The 17656-nt window shown below is 66.1% G+C and carries 17 protein-coding genes and 1 pseudogene; 7 read left to right on the top strand and 11 right to left on the bottom strand.

Annotated features, from left to right (window positions below; genetic code table 11):
- The first annotated feature begins 35 nt into the window (after positions 1–35).
- Positions 36–482, top strand: coding sequence for a hypothetical protein (locus ABIA30_RS15225; RefSeq protein WP_370066726.1), 447 nt, complete (start codon positions 36–38; stop codon positions 480–482).
- On the opposite strand, the gene ABIA30_RS15220 is transcribed toward ABIA30_RS15225, so the two are convergent.
- Positions 444–2585: a S9 family peptidase gene (locus tag ABIA30_RS15220; protein WP_370066724.1), complete on the bottom strand. Its 2142-nt coding sequence runs from the start codon at positions 2583–2585 to the stop codon at positions 444–446. The two genes, ABIA30_RS15225 and ABIA30_RS15220, sit on opposite strands and share 39 nt — an antisense overlap.
- On the bottom strand, positions 2582–3481 hold the full coding sequence (locus ABIA30_RS15215; protein ID WP_370066722.1) for a phosphoribosylaminoimidazolesuccinocarboxamide synthase: 900 nt from the start codon (positions 3479–3481) through the stop codon (positions 2582–2584). The genes ABIA30_RS15220 and ABIA30_RS15215 overlap by 4 nt, the downstream gene beginning before the upstream one ends.
- 30 nt (positions 3482–3511) lie before the next feature.
- On the opposite strand from ABIA30_RS15215, the gene ABIA30_RS15210 reads away from it, so the two are divergent.
- Positions 3512–4141 (top strand): hypothetical protein, encoded by a 630-nt coding sequence (locus tag ABIA30_RS15210; RefSeq protein WP_370066720.1) that lies wholly within the window; start codon positions 3512–3514, stop codon positions 4139–4141.
- Between the two features lie 283 nt (positions 4142–4424).
- Positions 4425–5285, top strand: a pseudogene (locus ABIA30_RS15205) (cyclopropane mycolic acid synthase family methyltransferase); the annotation flags it as partial.
- On the opposite strand, the gene ABIA30_RS15200 reads toward ABIA30_RS15205, so the two are convergent.
- From ABIA30_RS15200 to ABIA30_RS15185, 4 genes are read right to left on the bottom strand one after another with little or no spacing between them, the layout of a single operon-like run.
- Positions 5272–6498: a cytochrome P450 gene (locus ABIA30_RS15200; RefSeq protein ID WP_370066718.1), complete on the bottom strand. Its 1227-nt coding sequence runs from the start codon at positions 6496–6498 to the stop codon at positions 5272–5274. The pseudogene ABIA30_RS15205 and the gene ABIA30_RS15200 sit on opposite strands and share 14 nt — an antisense overlap.
- Positions 6495–7913: an adenylosuccinate lyase gene (gene purB / locus ABIA30_RS15195; protein ID WP_370066716.1), complete on the bottom strand. Its 1419-nt coding sequence runs from the start codon at positions 7911–7913 to the stop codon at positions 6495–6497. The genes ABIA30_RS15200 and purB overlap by 4 nt, the downstream gene beginning before the upstream one ends.
- 27 nt (positions 7914–7940) lie before the next feature.
- Positions 7941–8939, bottom strand: coding sequence for a YncE family protein (locus ABIA30_RS15190; RefSeq protein WP_370066714.1), 999 nt, complete (start codon positions 8937–8939; stop codon positions 7941–7943).
- A gap of 35 nt (positions 8940–8974) precedes the next feature.
- Entirely contained in the window at positions 8975–9586 is a 612-nt protein-coding gene (locus ABIA30_RS15185) for a TetR/AcrR family transcriptional regulator (protein ID WP_370066712.1), read from the bottom strand.
- Between the two features lie 92 nt (positions 9587–9678).
- Between ABIA30_RS15185 and ABIA30_RS15180 the strand changes: the two genes are divergently transcribed.
- The gene (locus tag ABIA30_RS15180) at positions 9679–10578 is read left to right on the top strand and encodes an alpha/beta hydrolase (protein WP_370066710.1); all 900 of its coding nucleotides are present in this window, start codon (positions 9679–9681) and stop codon (positions 10576–10578) included.
- 12 nt (positions 10579–10590) lie between these two features.
- On the opposite strand, the gene purD is transcribed toward ABIA30_RS15180, so the two are convergent.
- Complete coding sequence (gene purD, locus ABIA30_RS15175; RefSeq protein WP_370066708.1) at positions 10591–11859, bottom strand: phosphoribosylamine--glycine ligase; 1269 nt, start codon at positions 11857–11859, stop codon at positions 10591–10593.
- Positions 11860–11939: 80 nt separating this feature from the next.
- Between purD and ABIA30_RS15170 the strand changes: the two genes are divergently transcribed.
- The 3 genes from ABIA30_RS15170 (at position 11940) to ABIA30_RS15160 (ending at position 14347) form a co-directional block, all read left to right on the top strand.
- Positions 11940–13172 (top strand): cytochrome P450, encoded by a 1233-nt coding sequence (locus ABIA30_RS15170; protein WP_370066706.1) that lies wholly within the window; start codon positions 11940–11942, stop codon positions 13170–13172.
- 9 nt (positions 13173–13181) lie between these two features.
- Entirely contained in the window at positions 13182–13787 is a 606-nt protein-coding gene (locus tag ABIA30_RS15165; RefSeq protein WP_370066704.1) for a TetR/AcrR family transcriptional regulator, read from the top strand.
- Positions 13788–13858: 71 nt separating this feature from the next.
- Entirely contained in the window at positions 13859–14347 is a 489-nt protein-coding gene (locus tag ABIA30_RS15160) for an EspA/EspE family type VII secretion system effector (protein ID WP_370066702.1), read from the top strand.
- A 14-nt stretch (positions 14348–14361) separates the two neighbouring features.
- Here the strand turns inward: ABIA30_RS15160 and ABIA30_RS15155 are convergent, their stop codons facing one another.
- Genes ABIA30_RS15155 through ABIA30_RS15140 form a run of 4 tightly spaced genes read right to left on the bottom strand, consistent with a single transcriptional unit; the run spans position 14362 to position 17642 of the window.
- On the bottom strand, positions 14362–15588 hold the full coding sequence (locus ABIA30_RS15155; protein WP_370066700.1) for a hypothetical protein: 1227 nt from the start codon (positions 15586–15588) through the stop codon (positions 14362–14364).
- Positions 15578–16018: a carboxymuconolactone decarboxylase family protein gene (locus tag ABIA30_RS15150; protein WP_370066698.1), complete on the bottom strand. Its 441-nt coding sequence runs from the start codon at positions 16016–16018 to the stop codon at positions 15578–15580. Before ABIA30_RS15150 ends, ABIA30_RS15155 begins: the two co-directional genes overlap by 11 nt.
- Positions 16018–16872 carry an NAD(P)-dependent oxidoreductase gene (locus ABIA30_RS15145; protein ID WP_370067112.1) on the bottom strand — a complete coding sequence of 285 codons (855 nt, stop codon included), beginning with the start codon at positions 16870–16872 and terminating at the stop codon, positions 16018–16020. Before ABIA30_RS15145 ends, ABIA30_RS15150 begins: the two co-directional genes overlap by 1 nt.
- A gap of 17 nt (positions 16873–16889) precedes the next feature.
- Positions 16890–17642, bottom strand: a complete 753-nt coding sequence (locus ABIA30_RS15140) for an SDR family oxidoreductase (RefSeq protein WP_370066696.1) — start codon at positions 17640–17642, stop codon at positions 16890–16892.
- Positions 17643–17656: the final 14 nt, after the last annotated feature.

Here is a 17656-nt window from a genome sequence, read left to right as displayed (position 1 = left end):
ATCTTGTCACCGACAAGTTCACGGAGGTATCGATTATGGCCGTACTCCTCGTACTCGTGTTGGGCAGCGTGGCCGCACGACTCGCCGGATGGCTCGGGGCGGCCTACCTCGACAGCTGGCCGAGCGCCGTCGCAGCCGGATTGGCCCTGATGTTCATCATGACCGGGTTCGCACATTTCACGCCCGGTATGCGCCGCGACATGATCGCCATCGTTCCACCGCGGCTACCCTCGCCCGGGTTGTTGGTGACCGTCACCGGCGTACTGGAACTGGTCGGCGCGGTCGGACTGCTGTTCCCGCCCACCCGCGTCGCCGCGGCCGGTTGCCTTTTCCTGTTGATGCTGGCCATGTTCCCGGCGAACGTCTACGCAGCCAGGATGCCCGACCCGCCGGCCTCGATGACCTCGAAGTTGGGCGTCCGGACCGCCCTGGAGGTGGCGTTCCTAGCCGCCGCGATATTCGTCGGGGTCTGCGGTGGCTAGCACCCACGCGTACTGGAATGCCGCTTCCTTCCAGCGTTCATAGCGCCCGCTGGTGCCGCCGTGACCGGCCGCCATCTCGGTCTTTAGCAGCACCGGGTGCGCATCGGTCTTGCTATACCGCAGGGCGGCAACCCATTTCGCCGGCTCAACGTAGTACACCCGGGTGTCGTTGAGCGAGGTCATCGCCAAAATCGCCGGGTAGTCCTGCGCAGTGACATTCTCGTACGGCGTGTAGGACTTCATGTACTCGTAGACGTCCTTGTCCGCCAACGGATTACCCCACTCGTCCCACTCGGTGACAGTGAGCGGCAACGAGGGGTCCAGGATGGTGGTCAGCGCGTCGACGAACGGAACCTGCGCCAGGATTCCGGCGAAGAGCCGCGGCGCCATGTTGGCCACCGCGCCCATCAGCAGACCGCCGGCACTGCCGCCGAGCGCCACCAGATTCTCCGGCCGGGTCACCCCCGATGCCACCAGATGCTCTGCGGCACTGATGAAATCGGTGAAGGTGTTCTTCTTCTCCAGCAGCTTGCCGTGTTCGTACCAGCCTCGGCCCATCTCGCCACCGCCGCGCACATGGGCGATGACGAACACCATGCCGCGATCCAACAACGATAGCCGGGCGATCGAGAACCGGGGGTCTTCACACGACTCATAGGCACCGTAGCCGTACAGCAACGCCGGCGCCGGAAGTGTCGCGTCGGCGCGGTGAATGATCGACAGCGGCACCTTCGTCCCGTCGGCGGCCACCGCCCAGTCCCGACGTTCGACGTAGTCCTCCGGCCGGTAGTCACCCAGCACCGGCTGCTCGCGCAACAGGATTCGTTCCCCCGTGGCCAGATCCAGGTCGTAGATCCGCACCGGGACGACGAACGACGTGGCCGCGACCCGCAGCCGCGGCGCTGACCAGTTCGGGTTGCCCGCGGTACCCACCGACATCAACTCGGACTCGAAGGTGACGTCCGTCCGGTGCCCGAAATTGCCAGCAGAATCAAAGGGCCACAGTTGAATTCTCGGCAAGGCTTCGCTGCGGTAGCTGACCACCAGATGATCGTCGAAGGCTTCGACACCGTCGAGCCGGACGTCGGCACGGTGCTCGATCAGGGTCCGCATGTTCGTCGGATCCTCGACAGGAGCCTCGACCAGGGTGAAGTTCTCGGCGCCGTCGTTGTGGACGATCAGGAACCTGTCCTGGCCACCGATCACCGCATGTTCGACGTCGTATTCCACCGAATCTTTGCGTGGCAGAACAGGTGTGAAGCTGGTTTCCGGGTCGGACGCATCGCCGTAGCGAACCTCGGTGGTCACCGCGCTGCCGGCGGCGATGAACACGTACTTGTCGCTGCGGCTGCGCCCGATACCGATCCAGAACCGCTCGTCGGCCTCGTGATGGACCTTCTGCGCGGGCAGTCCGGACGCCAATCGGTGGCGCCACACGGTGTCCGGTCGCCACGCCTCGTCGACCGTGACGTAGTAGATCGTCTTGTTGTCGGCGGCCCAGGTGGCCCCGGCGCCGATCCCCACGATCTCGTCGTCGTACAGCTCGCCGGTACGTAAGTTCTTGAATTTCAGGGTGTATCGCTCGTCGCCGACGGTATCGACCGAATAGGCCAGGATGCTGGCATCCAGGCTCACCGTGGCCGCTCCGAGCGAGAAGAAGTCGTGCCCTTCGGCCTCGACGTTCTCGTCGAGCAGTATCTGCTCACCGGGGATCTCGGTGTGCTCGTCGAACTGCGGCGGGTTCCAGTCGTCGGGGTCAGTGATCGGGCAACGGCAGTGCACACCGTATTGCTTGCCCTCGAAGCTGCGTCCGTAGTACCACCAGTCGCCGCGCCGACTGGGAATCGACAGGTCGGTTTCCTTGGTGCGCGCCTTGATCTCGTCGAAGATCTTCTGCCGCAACGACTCCAACGGCGCCGTGACGGAATCGGTGTAGGCGTTCTCGGCTTCGAGGTGGGCAATCACCTCCGGGTCGGCCTTGTCGCGCATCCACTCATAGGGGTCGGTGAAGACGTCGCCGTGATGTTCCCGCTTCGTGTCGACACGCTTGGCAATCGGCGGGGCGGTCGCAGGCTGTTGATTCACTCGGCCGGCCTCGCTCATGCGCTGATCCAATCGGCGAAGCGGTGGCCCGAGATACGTTCGTAGGCTTCGATGTAACGCGCCCGCGTCGCCGTCACGATGGCCTCCGGCAGAGCCGGCGGCGGGGTGTCCCCATAGCGGTCCCAGCCGGATTCCGGTCCGGTCAGCCAGTTGCGGACGAACTGCTTGTCATAGCTGGGCTGCACCTGCCCCACCGAGTAACTGTCGGCCGGCCAGTACCGCGACGAGTCCGGGGTGAGTACCTCGTCGGCCAGCACCAGCTCACCGTCGGCGTCCAGCCCGAACTCGAACTTGGTGTCCGCCAAGATGATTCCACGAGTCAGTGCGTGTGCCGCCGCAGCCTCGTAGACCTTGAGCGTCTCGTCACGCAGCTGTACGGCGCGCGCCGTGCCCACCAATTCCTCGGTGGCGGCAAAGCTGATGTTCTCGTCGTGCTCGCCGATCTCGGCCTTGGTCGCCGGGGTGAACAGCGGCTCGCTGAACTTGCTGGCCTCGGTCAAGCCGGCCGGCAGCGCAATGCCGCACACTTCGCCGGTGTTTCGGTAATCGATCAGCCCCGAGCCGGTCAGGTAGCCACGTGCCACGCATTCCACCGGAAGCATCTCCAGTTCGCGGACCACCAAAGCCCGGCCCAGTACCTGCTGCGGGATGCGAGGGTCATCGGGCGGGCCGGCCAGGTGGTTACGCGCACCCACCTGTTCGGCCAGGTAGTCGAAGAAGAACACGCTCATGGCCGTCAGCACCCGGCCCTTGTCAGGAATCTGGCTGTCCAGCACGTAGTCGTATGCCGAGATGCGATCGGAGGCGACGAACAGCAGGTGGCCGTCGTCGATCCGGTACAGGTCTCGGACCTTGCCGCTGGTCAGGTGCCGGTAGTCGGACAAAGCTGGACGCATCGGCACAGACTATCTGTTGGGATAGCTGCCATGAGTTCACGCTACGTGCCGTACGCCACCACGCCAGGCCGGCTGCTGGCCCAACTGGTCAGCGACGTCGTCGCCACGGTCTGGACGGCGATCTGGGTGATCGTGGGGTTGGCCGTGCACCGCGCGGTGGCGACCATCTCCGAGGTGGGCCGCCAGGTGCACGACGGCGCGGCCGGGGTGGCTCAAGGGCTCGCTTCGGCCGGCCACAGCGCCGGCAGTATCCCGCTACTGGGCGGCTCGTTGAGCACGCCGCTGCGGGCTGCCGGCAGCGCGGCCTCCGATATCGCCGGAGCCGGTGGCAGCCTCGACAGCACCGCGAGTTGGCTGGCCTGGGTGCTTGGCCTGGCGGTGGCACTGCCGCCGATCCTCGCCGTGGCGATGCCCTGGCTGTTCCTGCGGTTGCGGTTCTTCCGGCGCAAATGGACGACAGTGACGCTGGCTTCCACCGCCGCCGGCGAGCAGCTGCTGGCCTTGCGGGCACTCGCCAATCGACCGATGGCGCAGCTCAGCGAGATTTCCGATGATCCGGTGGCCGCCTGGCAGACCCGTGACGCGATTGCCATCCGGAAGTTGGCCGCCCTGGAACTGCGGTCCGCCGGCATCCGCCTCACCCGCGCGGCTCCGCAGTGACGCTGTTGTATCGCTGAGGCCGAGTTCACTCTTGCCTATCGGCCGAGTGGTTGATTCACTGGTTCTGGTCGGTACCAGGTCCGATGTCGGCGACGCAGCCGTCCAATGGGCATCTGGCAACGAATACAGGTAGTCGGGTTCAGCAGACAGCCCGCGCTTGCATCACAAGTCGATCGTGAGCATCGCACGTAAACAAGGACCGGCACTGTTGCTGGGTCCATCACGCATCTGTATGCCCGATACCTCCCCTAGGGTCTTTGCACTTTCTGGGGAAAGGAAAATTATGGCCGACCATCTCAAACCCCATTTCGCAGATGTCCAAGCGCACTACGACCTGTCGGACGACTTCTTCCGGCTGTTCCTCGACCCGAGTCAGACCTACAGCTGTGCATATTTCGAACACGACGACATGACGCTGCAAGAAGCGCAGCTGGCAAAGATCGACCTGTCGCTCGGCAAGCTGGGCCTCACGCCGGGCATGAAGCTGCTCGATATCGGATGTGGTTGGGGCGCAACGATGAAACGCGCGGTCGAGGCCTATGACGTCGAGGTCGTCGGATTGACGCTGTCCAAGAATCAGGCGGCGCACGTGGCGAAGCTGCTCGGCGAAGTGGATACCGCCCGCTCCCGGCGGGTGCTGCTGGCGGGCTGGGAACAATACGACGAAGCAGTCGACCGGATCGTGTCCATCGGCGCCTTCGAGCACTTCGGCCACGAGCGCTACCCGGCGTTCTTTCAGATGGCCTATGACGCGCTGCCCCCTGACGGCGTCATGATGTTGCACACCATCTGCGGCGTGGACTTGCGTTATGCCAAAGAACTCGGTGTACCGCTGACCTTTGAGGCGGCCAGGTTCATCAAATTCATGATGACCGAGATCTTCCCGGGCGGCCGTCTACCGTCGACCGCGATGGTCGATCAGCACGCGACCGCTGCCGGGTTCAGGGTGGCCCAGGTCCAATCACTGCGGCTGCATTATGCGAAGACCCTCGATCTGTGGGCCGCGGCGCTCGAAGCGCACCGCGACGAGGCGATCGAGCTGCAATCAGTGCAGGTCTACGACCGCTACATGAAGTATCTGACCGGCTGCGCCAAGGCGTTCCGGCTACGCCAGGTCGACGTCAATCAATTCACCCTGGAGAAAGCCTGGACGCGGAAAGGGCCACCTGCAGGTGGCGCAGACCGGTGTGGCGGTTGCTGCGAGTCCACTCCGGCGGCTCGACCACCCGGATCTGCGCGAACCGCACAAGCAGCTCCTCAAACAACACTCGCAGCTCCAGCCGGGCCAGGTTGGCACCCAAGCAGTAGTGCACGCCTTGCCCAAAACCCAAGTGCGGGTTCGGTTTACGAGTCACGTCAAAGGTGCCCGCAGCGGCGAACACCAGCGAATCGCGATTCGCCGAGCCCTCCCAGACCACCACCTTCTGGCCCGCTTCGATGCGGCAGCCACCCAACTCGACGTCGCACGTCGCAGTGCGCCGTTTTGACGGCGACGGCGACGTCCAGCGCACCATCTCCTCGACCGCGGTCGGCAGCAGGGCCGGGTCCGACCGTAAAAGTGCCAGCTGCGAAGGGTTTTCGCACAGTGCCAACAAGCCACCGGCCACCGAGTTGCGGGTGGTCTCGGCGCCGGCGCTGAACAGCAGATTGAAGAACAGATACACCTCGATGTCCGAGACGCCTTCGGCGTTGGCCACCACCGACAGCATGTCGTCGGTGGGCTGCTCCCGCTTGGACGAGATCAGCTCCATGCCGAAGGTGTACATCCGCGAGCTGGCTTCCTCCACGGACAACCGGGTGATGGCGGCGTTGCGGGAACCGCCGAAGTCGAAGCTCGGCTCGATCGCCTCGAACAGCCAATGTCGTTGTGATTCGGGAATTCCCATCAAGATGCAGATCATCTGCATGGGTAGTTCCGCGGCCACGTCGACCAGGAAGTCAAACGGCACATCCGGCGTGATCCCGGACAGCAGCGCGGTTGTCCGCACCCGTAGGTCGTCCTCGACCCGGGCGATCATCCGAGGCGTCAGGCCGGAAGACACCAACCGGCGGATCTCGGCGTGCCGCGGGTCGTCCATCATGTTGAGCACCTGCCCGGCGATGGACAGGTCCTGGATCAGGGTGCCGCCGAATGGCCTCGAGCCACCGCTCACCGACGAGAACGTCACCGGATCACGCAGCACTGCAAGGGTTTCGGCATGGGTCGCGACGGACCAGAAACCTTCGCCGTCGGGCGTGTTCTCGGTGGGTTCGTGCCAGTACACCGGGGCTTCGGCGCGATGTCGCTCGAACAGCGCGTGCGGAAAGCCCGACGCGAAGTTGTCGAGGTCGGTCAGATCAACCCCGGCCAAAGTCACAGGATGGCGCCCGAGGTGTACTTGGCCGCCTCGGGGTAACGCGAGACCAACTCGTCCACCGCCACGATCACGCCGTCGACCTGATCCCCGGCCGCACCGCTGAAGGCCTGCTTGTCGGCCAGTGCCCCGTCCAGCGCGGCGCGGTCCAACGGCAGCCGCGGATCGCCCGCCAACCGGTCCAAAAGGTCTGGATCCTGACCCTTTTCGCGCATCGCCAGTGCCACGGCGACGGCGTGCTCCTTGATCACCTCGTGCGCGGTCTCCCGGCCGACGCCGGCTCGCACCGCGGCCATCAGGATCCGGGTGGTGGCCAGGAACGGCAGGTAGCGGTCCAGCTCACGCTGAATCACCGCTGGGTAGGCGCCGAACTCGTCGAGGACCGTCAGGAACGTCTCGATCTGTCCGTCGATGGCGAAGAACGCGTCGGGCAGTGCCACGCGGCGCACCACCGAACAGAAGACGTCGCCCTCATTCCATTGCGCCCCGGCCAGTTCCGCGGCCATCGAGCCGTAGCCGCGCAGCACCACCTGCAGGCCGTTGACCCGCTCGCAGGAACGGGTGTTCATCTTGTGCGGCATGGCCGACGAGCCCACCTGACCGGGCGCAAAACCCTCGGTCACCAGTTCGTGGCCGGCCATCAGGCGGATGGTGTGCGCGAAAGACGACGGCCCGGCGCCCAACTGCACCAACGCGGACAGCACGTCGTGGTCCAGCGACCGCGGGTACACCTGGCCCACCGAGGTGAAAACCTCGGTGAATCCCAGGAATTCGGCGACCCGGCGCTCCAAGGAGGCCAACCTCGACACCTCACCACCGAACAAGTCCAGCATGTCTTGCGCGGTGCCCATCGGGCCCTTGATGCCGCGTAGCGGGTACCCGTCGATCAACGCACGCAACCGGTTCAGCGCGATCAACGTCTCCTCGGCCGCCGAGGCAAACCGCTTGCCCAACGTGGTGGCCTGCGCCGCAACATTGTGCGAACGACCGGCCATCACCAGGTCGCGGTACAGCGCGGCCCGCTCGGCCAGCCGGGCCGCCACCGCGACACCGTGCGAGAACACCAGCTCGAGGGACTGCCGGATCTGCAGCTGCTCGACATTCTCGGTGAGGTCGCGACTCGTCATGCCCTTGTGCACGTGCTCGTGGCCGGCGAGGGCGTTGAACTCCTCGATGCGGGCCTTGACGTCGTGGCGCGTCACGCGTTCCCGGGCGGCGATCGAGGCCAGATCGACCTGCTCCAGCACGCGTTCGTAATCGGCCAGTACCCCTTCGGGTACCGACACACCCATCTCGGACTGGGCCGTCAGTACCGCCAACCACAGGCGACGTTCGGCGACGATCTTGTTCTCCGGCGACCAGATGGCCACCATCTCGTCGCTGGCGTAACGGTTGGCCAGGACATTGGGAATGCTCACGTCCACACAGTTTACGGTCGACGAAACTCAGCGGTCACCCAACGGCGCGATCACCGAGAGCGTCTTGTCCCCGACGTTGCCGACGTACACCGTGTGCGTCTGCGGGTCGACCGCCACCGCCGTCGGTGCCTGGCCGGCCCTTACGTCACTGACCAGCGATCGCGAGGCCAGGTCCAGGACCGATACCGACCCGCCGTTGTTGGTCACATACGCCAGGTGCCCGGCCGCGTCGATGGCGATATTCGTAGGACCGTCCCCGGCGGGCAGGTTGGCAATCTTCTGGTGTGTGGTCGGATCGACCACCGAGACCGCGCCCCGGCCCGTGCCGTAATCAAGTGTGTAGATCAGGTGGGTGGACGGGTCCACACCTACCGCGCCCGGCTGATCGCCGACATCGGCGACCGGGGTGGCGGTGCCGGTGTTGGGGTCGACTGCGGCGACGAGGTGCTGCACCTGATCTGCGGCGTACAGCGTGTGGTTCGCGGGGTCGACGGTGATCGCCGAAACGCCGGTCAGCTGCCCCGGCGGCGGGGCGGCTGTCGAGGTGACCACCGCCTGTTCCGGGTCGATGACCGAAAGGGTGAAGTCTTTGGCACTGATGCTGTAGGCGACGTCGGCATCGGTGTCGACCGCCAGCAGCGGCCGATTGCCCACCGGGATGGTTGCCGTCACCTGCGCGGTGCCCAGGTCGATCAGCTCAACGCTGCCGCCGTCACCGTTGGTCTCGGCGTAGTTCGCCGAGTACAGCCGGTTCTTCGCCGGGTCGATCTGCAGCAGGACGGGGTGGGTGGCGCTGGTGATGACCCCGACGATCTTTCGGGATTCCGGGTCGACCACCTGTATCGCGTTGTCCTCGGGGGTGGCGACGTAGATCTTGTGGGTCGCAGGGTCCACGGCGATACCGCCGGGCATCGACGGCATCGCCACGGTGGCGACCACCTGGGTGGCCGGGCGGATGGGGGTGGCGGTCTGCGTTGCGGCCTTGTCGTTGCCCGAGCACCCTGCGGCCAGCACGACAACGGTCACGAAACCTATTGGACGCGTTAGTTTTCCAAGTTCCATCAACTATGGATTACCACGTCGTACGGGGCCAGCACGTCGATGACATCGACCAGCGTGGCGCGGGCGGTGGCGCGTGGCCCGTCGCCGTCCCCCACCATCGACGCCACCACCGCCCCGTCGACCGCACAGACCAGCGCGGTGAGCAGCTCGGCCCGGACCGAACGGCCGGAACGCTCCACCACCTCCACGACGGCGGCCGAGCGCTGCCGCAGGATGCGACGCTGCACATCACGAAGCCCAGGCTGACGGGCGCAGGCGATGTACCGCTCATAGCGCGAGATCAGTTGTTCGGAGACCCGGGTGCCGTCACCGACCAGGAGATCGACCAGCAGGTCCGCCGTGGCATCGGCACCGCGCCGACGGCGCGACAGGGCCGAGACCCGGGTCCGCATCTGCTGCGATTCACGTTCGCCGACGTGCTCGACGGCCTTCTCGATGAGGTCGTCCAACGACGAGAAGTAGTAGGTGGTGGAGGCCAGCGGGAGCCCCGCCCTCTGGGCCACCGCACGGTGCCGGACGGCGTCGAATCCACCTTCACACAGCAGATCGGCGGCGGCGCTGACCAACGCGCAACGCCGCCGCTCACCCTTGGGGGTGGCTGCGGTGATCACGGCCCAATGCTGCCAGCAAACGCGCAGCTGCAAGCGGCTTTCACGCAATCAGTAGGCATTCCTCAGCGAGGGCCCATCGATGAGGCGATGGCATGATGGCGCCCATGGCAGAGCTGAGTCGCCGCACCCTCCTGCGGCTGGGAGCCGGCACCGCGGCCGGGGTTGCCGGTGCCTTCGCACTGGGGTCGACGCTGAGTCGTCCGGCGGTGTCGGCCCGTCCGGTGAGCATGACGAGCGTCGGCGCTCCATTGGCTCCGCCGCCGCAGCCGCCCGCGGCCGTTGCGCCGACCTACGTCACCGGATCGTTCGCGTCGGCGGCCCGGGGCGGGGTGTCGACCAATTGGGCCATCGCCCGGCCACCGGGCCAGACCGCGCCGTTGCGTCCGGTGATCGCGCTGCACGGCAAGGGCAGTGACGCCGCGACCGTGATGGCCGGCGGGGTGGTCGACGGGTTGGCTCAGGCTGTGCAGGCCGGTATTCCGCCGTTCGCAGTGGTCGCGGTCGACGGTGGTGGCGACTACTGGCACAAGCGGGCCTCCGGCTCGGATGCCGGTGCCATGGTGCTCGACGAGTTGATCCCGATGCTGGACTCGCAGGGTCTGGACACCTCGCGGGTGGGGTTTTTGGGCTGGTCGATGGGCGGTTACGGTGCCCTGCTGCTGGGTTCCCGGCTGGGTCCGGCGCGCACCGCGGCGATCTGCGCGGTCAGCCCGGCGTTGTGGACGTCCTCGGGTGCGACGGCACCGGGCGCCTTCGATGGCGCGGATGACTTCGCGGCCAACTCGGTGTGGGGGTTGCCCGCGTTGGGCTCGATCCCGGTCCGGATCGACTGCGGCAACAGCGATCCGTTCTATTCGGCGACCAAACAGTTCATCGCCCAGCTGCCGCATCCGCCGGCCGGTGGATTCTCGCCGGGCGGGCACGACGCGAGTTTCTGGAGTTCGCAGTTGCCGGCCGAGATCGCCTGGCTGGCACCGTTGTTGGTGGCCTGAGTTCGCGCCGAGCTACAGGGCGATGCGGCCTTCGGCGGCGGCGAGCCCGATGTCGGTGCGGAAGTGGCTGCCCGGCAAGCGAATTGATTTGATGATTCGGTAGGCCTCGTCGCGCGCGGCGGCCAGATCGGCGCCGGTGCCGACCACCGACAGCACCCGGCCCCCCGAGGAGACGACGGCCCCGTCATCGCGGCGAGTGGTGCCGGCGTGCAGCACCCCGGCGGCCTCCGAACCGGTGATCACATCGCCGACCCGCGGGCGCCCCGGATAGTTCTCGGCGGCCACCACCACGGTGACCGCGGAGCCGTCGCGCCACTGCAGTTCGCCGAGCGTGGCCAACGTGCCGGTGGCGGCCGCATTCAGCAGTGCGCCCAACGGCGTCTCGAGCATGGCCAGCACCGCCTGGGTCTCGGGGTCCCCGAAGCGGCAGTTGAACTCGACGACGGCGGGTCCGCGGGAGGTGATGGCCAACCCGGCGTACAGCAGCCCGGAGAATGAGTCGTCGCGTCGAACCAGTTCGGCAGCAACGGGTTTGACGATCTCGTCAACGATCTGATCGACCACCGAGGTGGGCAACCAGGGCAGCGGAGTGTAGGCGCCCATGCCGCCGGTGTTGGGTCCGCTGTCGTTGTCTCCGACACGCTTGAAGTCCTGCGCAGGCAGCAGCGGCACCACGGTTTCGCCGTCGACGACACAGAACAGCGACACCTCGGGGCCGTCGAGGAAGGACTCCAGCAGCACCGGGTGCCCCGACTCCAACAGGCTGGCGGCGTGTGCGCGGGCAGCCTCCCGGTCGGCGGAGACCACCACACCCTTGCCTGCGGCCAGGCCGTCGTCCTTGACCACCCAGGCCTGCTGGCCGGCGGGCGGACCGAAGCGATCCAGCGCGCCGTCCAGGTGGGCCGGGTTGTCCACGATCTCGCTGCTCGCGGTACGCACGCCGGCAGCGGACATCACGTCCTTGGCGAAGGCCTTCGATCCCTCGATCCGGGCGGCACCGCGGTTCGGGCCGAAACACGCGATACCCGCGGCGCGCAGCGCGTCGGCGACGCCGAGGACCAGCGGGACCTCGGGCCCGATCACCACGAGATCAGCGCCCAGTCGCTTGGCCAGCGCGGTCACCTCATCGGCGGAGGTGATGTCCACATCGTGCTGCTCTGCAACCGCGGAGGTTCCGGCGTTGCCGGGAGCAACGGCCAGGAAGTCGACTTGAGGGTCTCGGCTCAGAGCGAGCAACAGGGCATGTTCACGGGCACCGGAGCCGATCACGAGGACGCGCACAGCCACACCCTAATAGCTGGCCGCGCAGCGCCTAACCCGATGTGGCCATACAGTGTGCGTCACAGTGTATGGTCGCACTCATGACTGCCACCTGCCCGTTCGGTAAAGGGTTCGACTTCACCAGTCCCGACGTCCTGCTGCAGGGCATCCCGGTGACCGAGTTCGCGCAGCTGCGCAAGACCGCGCCGGTCTGGTGGAACGAGCAGGAAGAGTCGATCTTCGACGACGGCGGCTACTGGGTGATCAGTCGCCACGACGACATCAAGACGATCTCCAAGAACAGCGACCAGTGGTCTACCAACGCCAAGGGCGCCGTCATGCGGCTGCCGGACGGCGTCACCTCCGACCAGTTGGACCTGACCAAAGCGCTGCTGATCAACCACGACGCCCCGGAGCACACCCGGCTGCGCAAGATCGTCTCGCGACTGTTCACGCCGCGCGCGGTCAACGTGCTGGAGGAGAAGCTGGCCGTCGCGGCCCGGCAGATCGTGCGGGATGCCGCAGAAAAGGACAGCGGCGATTTCGTCGACGACATCGCGATGAAGCTGCCGCTACTGGCGATCGCCGACCTGATCGGCGTGCCCGAGGAAGACCGGGAAAAGCTCTTCCATTGGACCAACGCCATCATGAACACCGACGACCCGGACTTCGACTCGGATCCGACGATGGCCAATGCCGAACTGATGGGCTACGCGTACAACATGGCCGAACAGCGGCGGAGCTGTCCGGCCGACGACATCGTGACCCGGCTGGTGCAGGCCGACATGGGAGATGGGGCCGGCGAGAGCATCTCGGACGTGGAGTTCGCCTTCTTCGTCATCCTGCTGGCGGTGGCCGGCAACGAGACCACCCGCAATGCGATGACGCACGGCATGAACGCATTCTTCGAGCACCCCGACCAGTGGGAGCTGTACAAGACTTCCCGTCCCGATACGGCGATCGACGAGATCGTCCGCTGGGCCACCCCGGTGCACTGCTTCCAGCGCACCGCGCTGGAGGACGTCGAGCTCGGCGGGGTGACCATCCGCAAGGGCCAACGGGCGGGGCTGTTCTACAGCTCGGCCAACTACGACGAGTCCGTGTTCGAAGATCCGTTCCGCTTCAATATTCTGCGGAACCCGAACCCGCACTTGAGCTTCGGCGGCAATGGCGCGCACTATTGCATCGGAGCGAACCTGGCCCGGATGGAGATCAAGCTGATCTTCAACGAGATCGCCGACCAGATTCCGGACATCGCCAAACTGGCCGAACCGCAACGGCTTCGGTCCGGCTGGATCAACGGCGTCAAACAGCTGGCCGTGTCCTACCGCTAGGATTTGCCGGTGCGCACCCACGGATGGGGCGGCCTCGCGCCGGCCAGCGATGACGAGGCGATCACGCGCGTGATGGCCGCCGCGGACGAAGTCATCGACTCGCGCGGCGCCGACTTCTCCATCGCGGACGTCGCCCGCAAGCTGGGCGTCACCCGGCAGACCGTGTACCGCTACTTCCCCAGCACCGACGCCCTGCTAACCGCCGCCGCCACCCGGGCCGCGTCCGGTTTCCAGGAACGGCTGGCTGCGCAGGTGGCCGGGATAACCTCGCCGGCGGACGCCGCGGTCGAGGCCGTCGCATCGACGTTGGAATGGCTGCCCGAGGACAACCGGGTGGGCTTGCTCCTGTCGCCCGACCGAGCCAATGCGTTCAGTGCCGATGTCACCTCCGATGTCGCGGTCGGATTTGCCCGCACCATGCTGGAGCGCTTCGAAGTCGACTGGGCGGCTTGTGGTTTCACCGATGTCGAGCTGTCCGAGCTGGCCGAGCACCTGCTGCGGACCATCCAGTCGTTCGTGATCGACCCAGGCCGGCCGCCACGTCGGGGCGAGGAGTTGCGTGCGTATCTGCGTCGGTGGGTGGCACCGGCAATCGCCGCGCCGGTGGCGCGCTAATTGGTGCGGAGGACGGCCGACAACCCGCCTTAGACTGAGTACGTTCGACGCACCCGAGGAGGCCATCACCGGTGAACGCTCTCGATGCATTCCTGTCGACGTGGGGCCGGGCCCGCTCGATGTTCGGTGAGGGCACGCCACACGATGGTTCGGTATTCGACAAGAGCGCACAGCTCCGCGAGCTTCAGGGCACCGTGCAGTCGGCCGGGCCCGGTGCGCACTGGGAAGGTGCGGCCTCGGCCGACTACGCCGACACGAATACGCAGCACGCGGCGCGGTTGGGACAGATCGCCGAACTCGACGAGCGTCTGGGCGCCGAGATAACCCGGTCCGCCGAGGTCGTACTCGCCGGGCGTCGTGATCTCGACGCGCTCAAGCAATGGGTCACCGACACCGCCGGCCACGCCACCACCGCCGCGGATCGCACGCTGTGGTCCACCATCAGCAAGGCCAGTTCCGACATGGCCGAGATCGTCGAGCGCTCACACCATGAGCTGGCGAGCGTGGCCCGGCGCATTGCGGCGCTCGGCGACGAATTCGAGTCGCTGCGCAGGCCCTGAGTCGCCGGTACCAGCTAGAGCACCGTCAATGGCAGGGACTTGCGTTCTTCGAACACCCAAGACGCACCGCCGCTGATCTTGCACACCGCCACCTCACCCAATTCCTTTGCCGGGGTGTCTGTTTCGATGAATCGCACGGTCCAGTCGGTGTCGGTACCCGACACCTCGGCCCGCAGTAGCGGATTCACGCCGGCCGCGATCGCCTGCATCGGCAGCTCCGAAGCCGGTGACACCAGCGCGATCCAGGCATCGTCTTCGTGGGCGGGCGAGGCATGCACGTGGGCCGACTCGGACGAAAAGTCCACGGATATATAGGCCGCCGGATTGACCAGGGGGTGCAGTTCGAGCAGCCGCAGCGCGCCCGCCGGGTCCGACGACAGCTTCAGCGCCTGGTGTATCCGCTCGGCCGCGACGCCGGCGATGCCGGTCAGCGCCTTGGTCCGGATCGACCGCTCTTTCTCGGCGTCACCGTTGCAGCGCACCCGTACCGCCAGCGCGAACGACAGCATCAGCAGGTGCATCTGCAGGCATACCTCGTCGGCGATGCGCACCAGGGCCGAGTGCGAGAAGCCGGCGAAATCGAAGTCGCTCATCAGCACGCCGGAGTAATCGGCCTGTCCTTCGTCGGAGGCATCGATCGCGGCCAGCTCGCACTTGTAGGCGTGGCTGGCGCCCACGATGTCGAGCTGCGGGATGAACCCGACCTCGGGGTAGGACTCGTCGATGATGACGGTCCACGCGCAGTGCGGGTTTCGGTCCGCGGGCAGGCGCGGCGGGCGGTGGATCGGACGAACCTGGCAACGCCGGTTGGTGGCCAGCGCGGTGGCGTCGAAGGTCGGGTCCTCGATGTCGTGACACATGCCGCGCACGTAGTCCGGGCCCATCGGCTCGACGTCCAGCAGCGCACCGCAGTGGTCGAGGTGGAACTCGCCGTGCCACCGGTCATGCACCGTGTACCGGAAGTCCATGAACTGCGGAGGCGCGCCGATATCGAGCTGCAGGCCTTTGAAGATCGTGATGATGTCCACGCCTTCGTACTTCAGCGCCTGCTGCATCCGTTTGGTGTAGAGCGGGCTGGCCCCGGCCCACTCCTCGATGGCGATCTGCAGCATCTCCTCGCGACCGAATTCAGCGATGCACCAAGCCATTCCAGACCGATCGATGAGCTGGCCGATCAGTAGTAGCTCGGGCACCAGCGTCGCCAGTTCGGCACGCGACAGCGACGCATACCTACTTGTCATCGATGGTGCCCCCGGAATGCATCTTCACCGCCGCATTGACGTTGGCCTTGCGGTCCTCACCCTGGCCCTGCTCGGCCGCCTTCTTCCGGGCCTTGGCCACCTTGGTCACCACGCCGTCGAGCTTGGAGCCCAGGGGGAAGCCCAGATAGTGGGTCAGGAAGATCGCCACCTCCTTGAGCTCCTCCTCGGTGAACTCCTCGTTGGCCAGTGCCGCGTTGGCCTGAATCTCGGCCAACTCTGAAATACCCAGGGCAGTAACACAAGTCAGCGTCATCAACCGCTTGTCCCGCATGGACAGACCTGGGCGGGTCCAGATGGTGCCGAACAGGTGGTCCGCGGTCAGCGCGAAGTAATCACCGGGCATGTCCGGCATCGCCCAGCCGTACACCTCGTTCATCTTCGCCAAGCCCTTGGCGCGCAACTCGTCCATCAGTGCTCCTTCGTATGCGGCACGCCGAGCCCCTCGGCGATGTTGGCCAACGCGATCTCCGCCAGCGGAAGCTCAACTCCCACCGCTGAACCCAGTCCCAGCGCCAGTCCCAGATCCTTCTCGGCCAGGCCGCGCGTGTGAACGAACATGTTGTACAGGAAGTGGTCGGGGGCCAGCGGTTTGGTGTCGTCGCGAGCCATGATCGCGCCCGGCCCGCCGCTCTGCGCGTCGCTGTGCCGCACCACCCGCCCCAGCTTCTGCAGGTCGATACCCGCTGCCTCGGCGAGTTTCTGCGCCTCGCAGGCGGCCGCGAAACCGATGAAGGTCAGCATGTTGCGGGCCAGCTTCATCCGGGTTCCGGCGCCGGGCTCGCCGGCCCGAACGACCATCGAGGCCCACTGCTTGAAGACCGGCTTGACCTTGTCGTACGCGTCGTCATCGGCACCGACCATGACGGCCAGTTCGCCCTTTTCCGCCGCTCCGGCGCCACCACTCACCGGAGCGTCCACGACATGAATTCCCTTGGGCCGCAGCTGCTCGGCGAGTTCGGCAGCAGTATCCGGCTCGATGGTGGAGTGTATCGCGATCACGGTCCCGGGCCCGGCATGCTCGGCCAATTGCGCAACCACATCACGGACCTGCGCGTCGGTGAGCACGGTCACGCTGATCACGTCGGCCACGGCCACGTCGGCGACGCTGTCCGCGAGGGTGGCACCGAGTTCGGCCAACGGTGTCATGGACTCGACACGCACATCGAAAACCACCAGCCCGCCGGGCCACTGGGCAAGACGTTTCGCCATCGGCGCACCCTGGTTACCGAGGCCGATGTACCCGAGTCTGAGTTGCTCACTCATCTGTGCCCCCTGCTCACTCACGACCGGATGATCTGTCCGCCGTCGACATTGAAGATCTGCCCGGTGATCCAGTTGGCCTCGTCGGACAGCAGGAACAAGCACATGCCCACCAGATCCTCGGGCTGGCCGAGGCGGGCCAGCGGAAGGCCCTTCACGATGTCGGCGACTATCTCCTGCGGCGTGGTGGTGCGGTTGGCCTCGGTGTCGATGGGTCCCGGCGCGATGGCGTTGATCCGGATGTTCTGGCCGCCGAGTTCCCGGGACAGTTGCTGGGTCAGGCCGTTGATACCGGTCTTGGCCAGGCCGTAGTAGTTGGAGTAAAGCCATGCCGCCGTGGAGGATTGGTTGACGATGGAGCCGCCGCCACCTTTGGCCATCTTGCGGTACACCGCACGGGTGCACACCAGCGCGCCGTCGAGGTTCACACTCATGAACTTCTTGTAGTAGTCCCAATCCACGGTCAGCAGGAAGTCCAGCTTCATGCCACCGAAGATCGCGGCATTGTTGACCAGGTAGTTGATGCCACCGAACTCCGCGAGTGCTTGTGCAGCCATGTCTTTGGCCGAGTCGATGTCCGAGACGTCGACTCGCACGGCCAGCGCGGTGCCCCCTTCGGCCTTGATGCCGTCGGCCACCTTCTGCGCACCTTCGAAATTGATGTCGGCGACCACGACCGCCCCACCCTCGCGAGCGAGCGCCTCTGCGTAGGCCTGGCCGATGCCACCACCGGCCCCGGTGACGATGCCGACCTTGTTTTCAAACCGTCCCATGATTTCCTCTCGTC

The organism is Mycobacterium sp. MAA66 (genome assembly GCF_041261665.1).
In the GTDB taxonomy this organism is placed as follows: Bacteria; Actinomycetota; Actinomycetes; order Mycobacteriales; family Mycobacteriaceae; genus Mycobacterium.
This window is presented reverse-complemented; position numbering and strand designations above follow the sequence as displayed.

Coding starts and splice junctions, on each gene's coding strand:
- ABIA30_RS15225 (WP_370066726.1), top strand. CDS start 36: ATGGCCGTACTCCTCGTACTCGTGTTGGGCAGCGTGGCCGCACGACTC.
- ABIA30_RS15220 (WP_370066724.1), bottom strand. CDS start 2,585: ATGAGCGAGGCCGGCCGAGTGAATCAACAGCCTGCGACCGCCCCGCCG.
- ABIA30_RS15215 (WP_370066722.1), bottom strand. CDS start 3,481: ATGCGTCCAGCTTTGTCCGACTACCGGCACCTGACCAGCGGCAAGGTC.
- ABIA30_RS15210 (WP_370066720.1), top strand. CDS start 3,512: ATGAGTTCACGCTACGTGCCGTACGCCACCACGCCAGGCCGGCTGCTG.
- ABIA30_RS15180 (WP_370066710.1), top strand. CDS start 9,679: ATGATGGCGCCCATGGCAGAGCTGAGTCGCCGCACCCTCCTGCGGCTG.
- ABIA30_RS15170 (WP_370066706.1), top strand. CDS start 11,940: ATGACTGCCACCTGCCCGTTCGGTAAAGGGTTCGACTTCACCAGTCCC.
- ABIA30_RS15155 (WP_370066700.1), bottom strand. CDS start 15,588: ATGACAAGTAGGTATGCGTCGCTGTCGCGTGCCGAACTGGCGACGCTG.
- ABIA30_RS15150 (WP_370066698.1), bottom strand. CDS start 16,018: ATGGACGAGTTGCGCGCCAAGGGCTTGGCGAAGATGAACGAGGTGTAC.
- ABIA30_RS15145 (WP_370067112.1), bottom strand. CDS start 16,872: ATGAGTGAGCAACTCAGACTCGGGTACATCGGCCTCGGTAACCAGGGT.
- ABIA30_RS15140 (WP_370066696.1), bottom strand. CDS start 17,642: ATGGGACGGTTTGAAAACAAGGTCGGCATCGTCACCGGGGCCGGTGGT.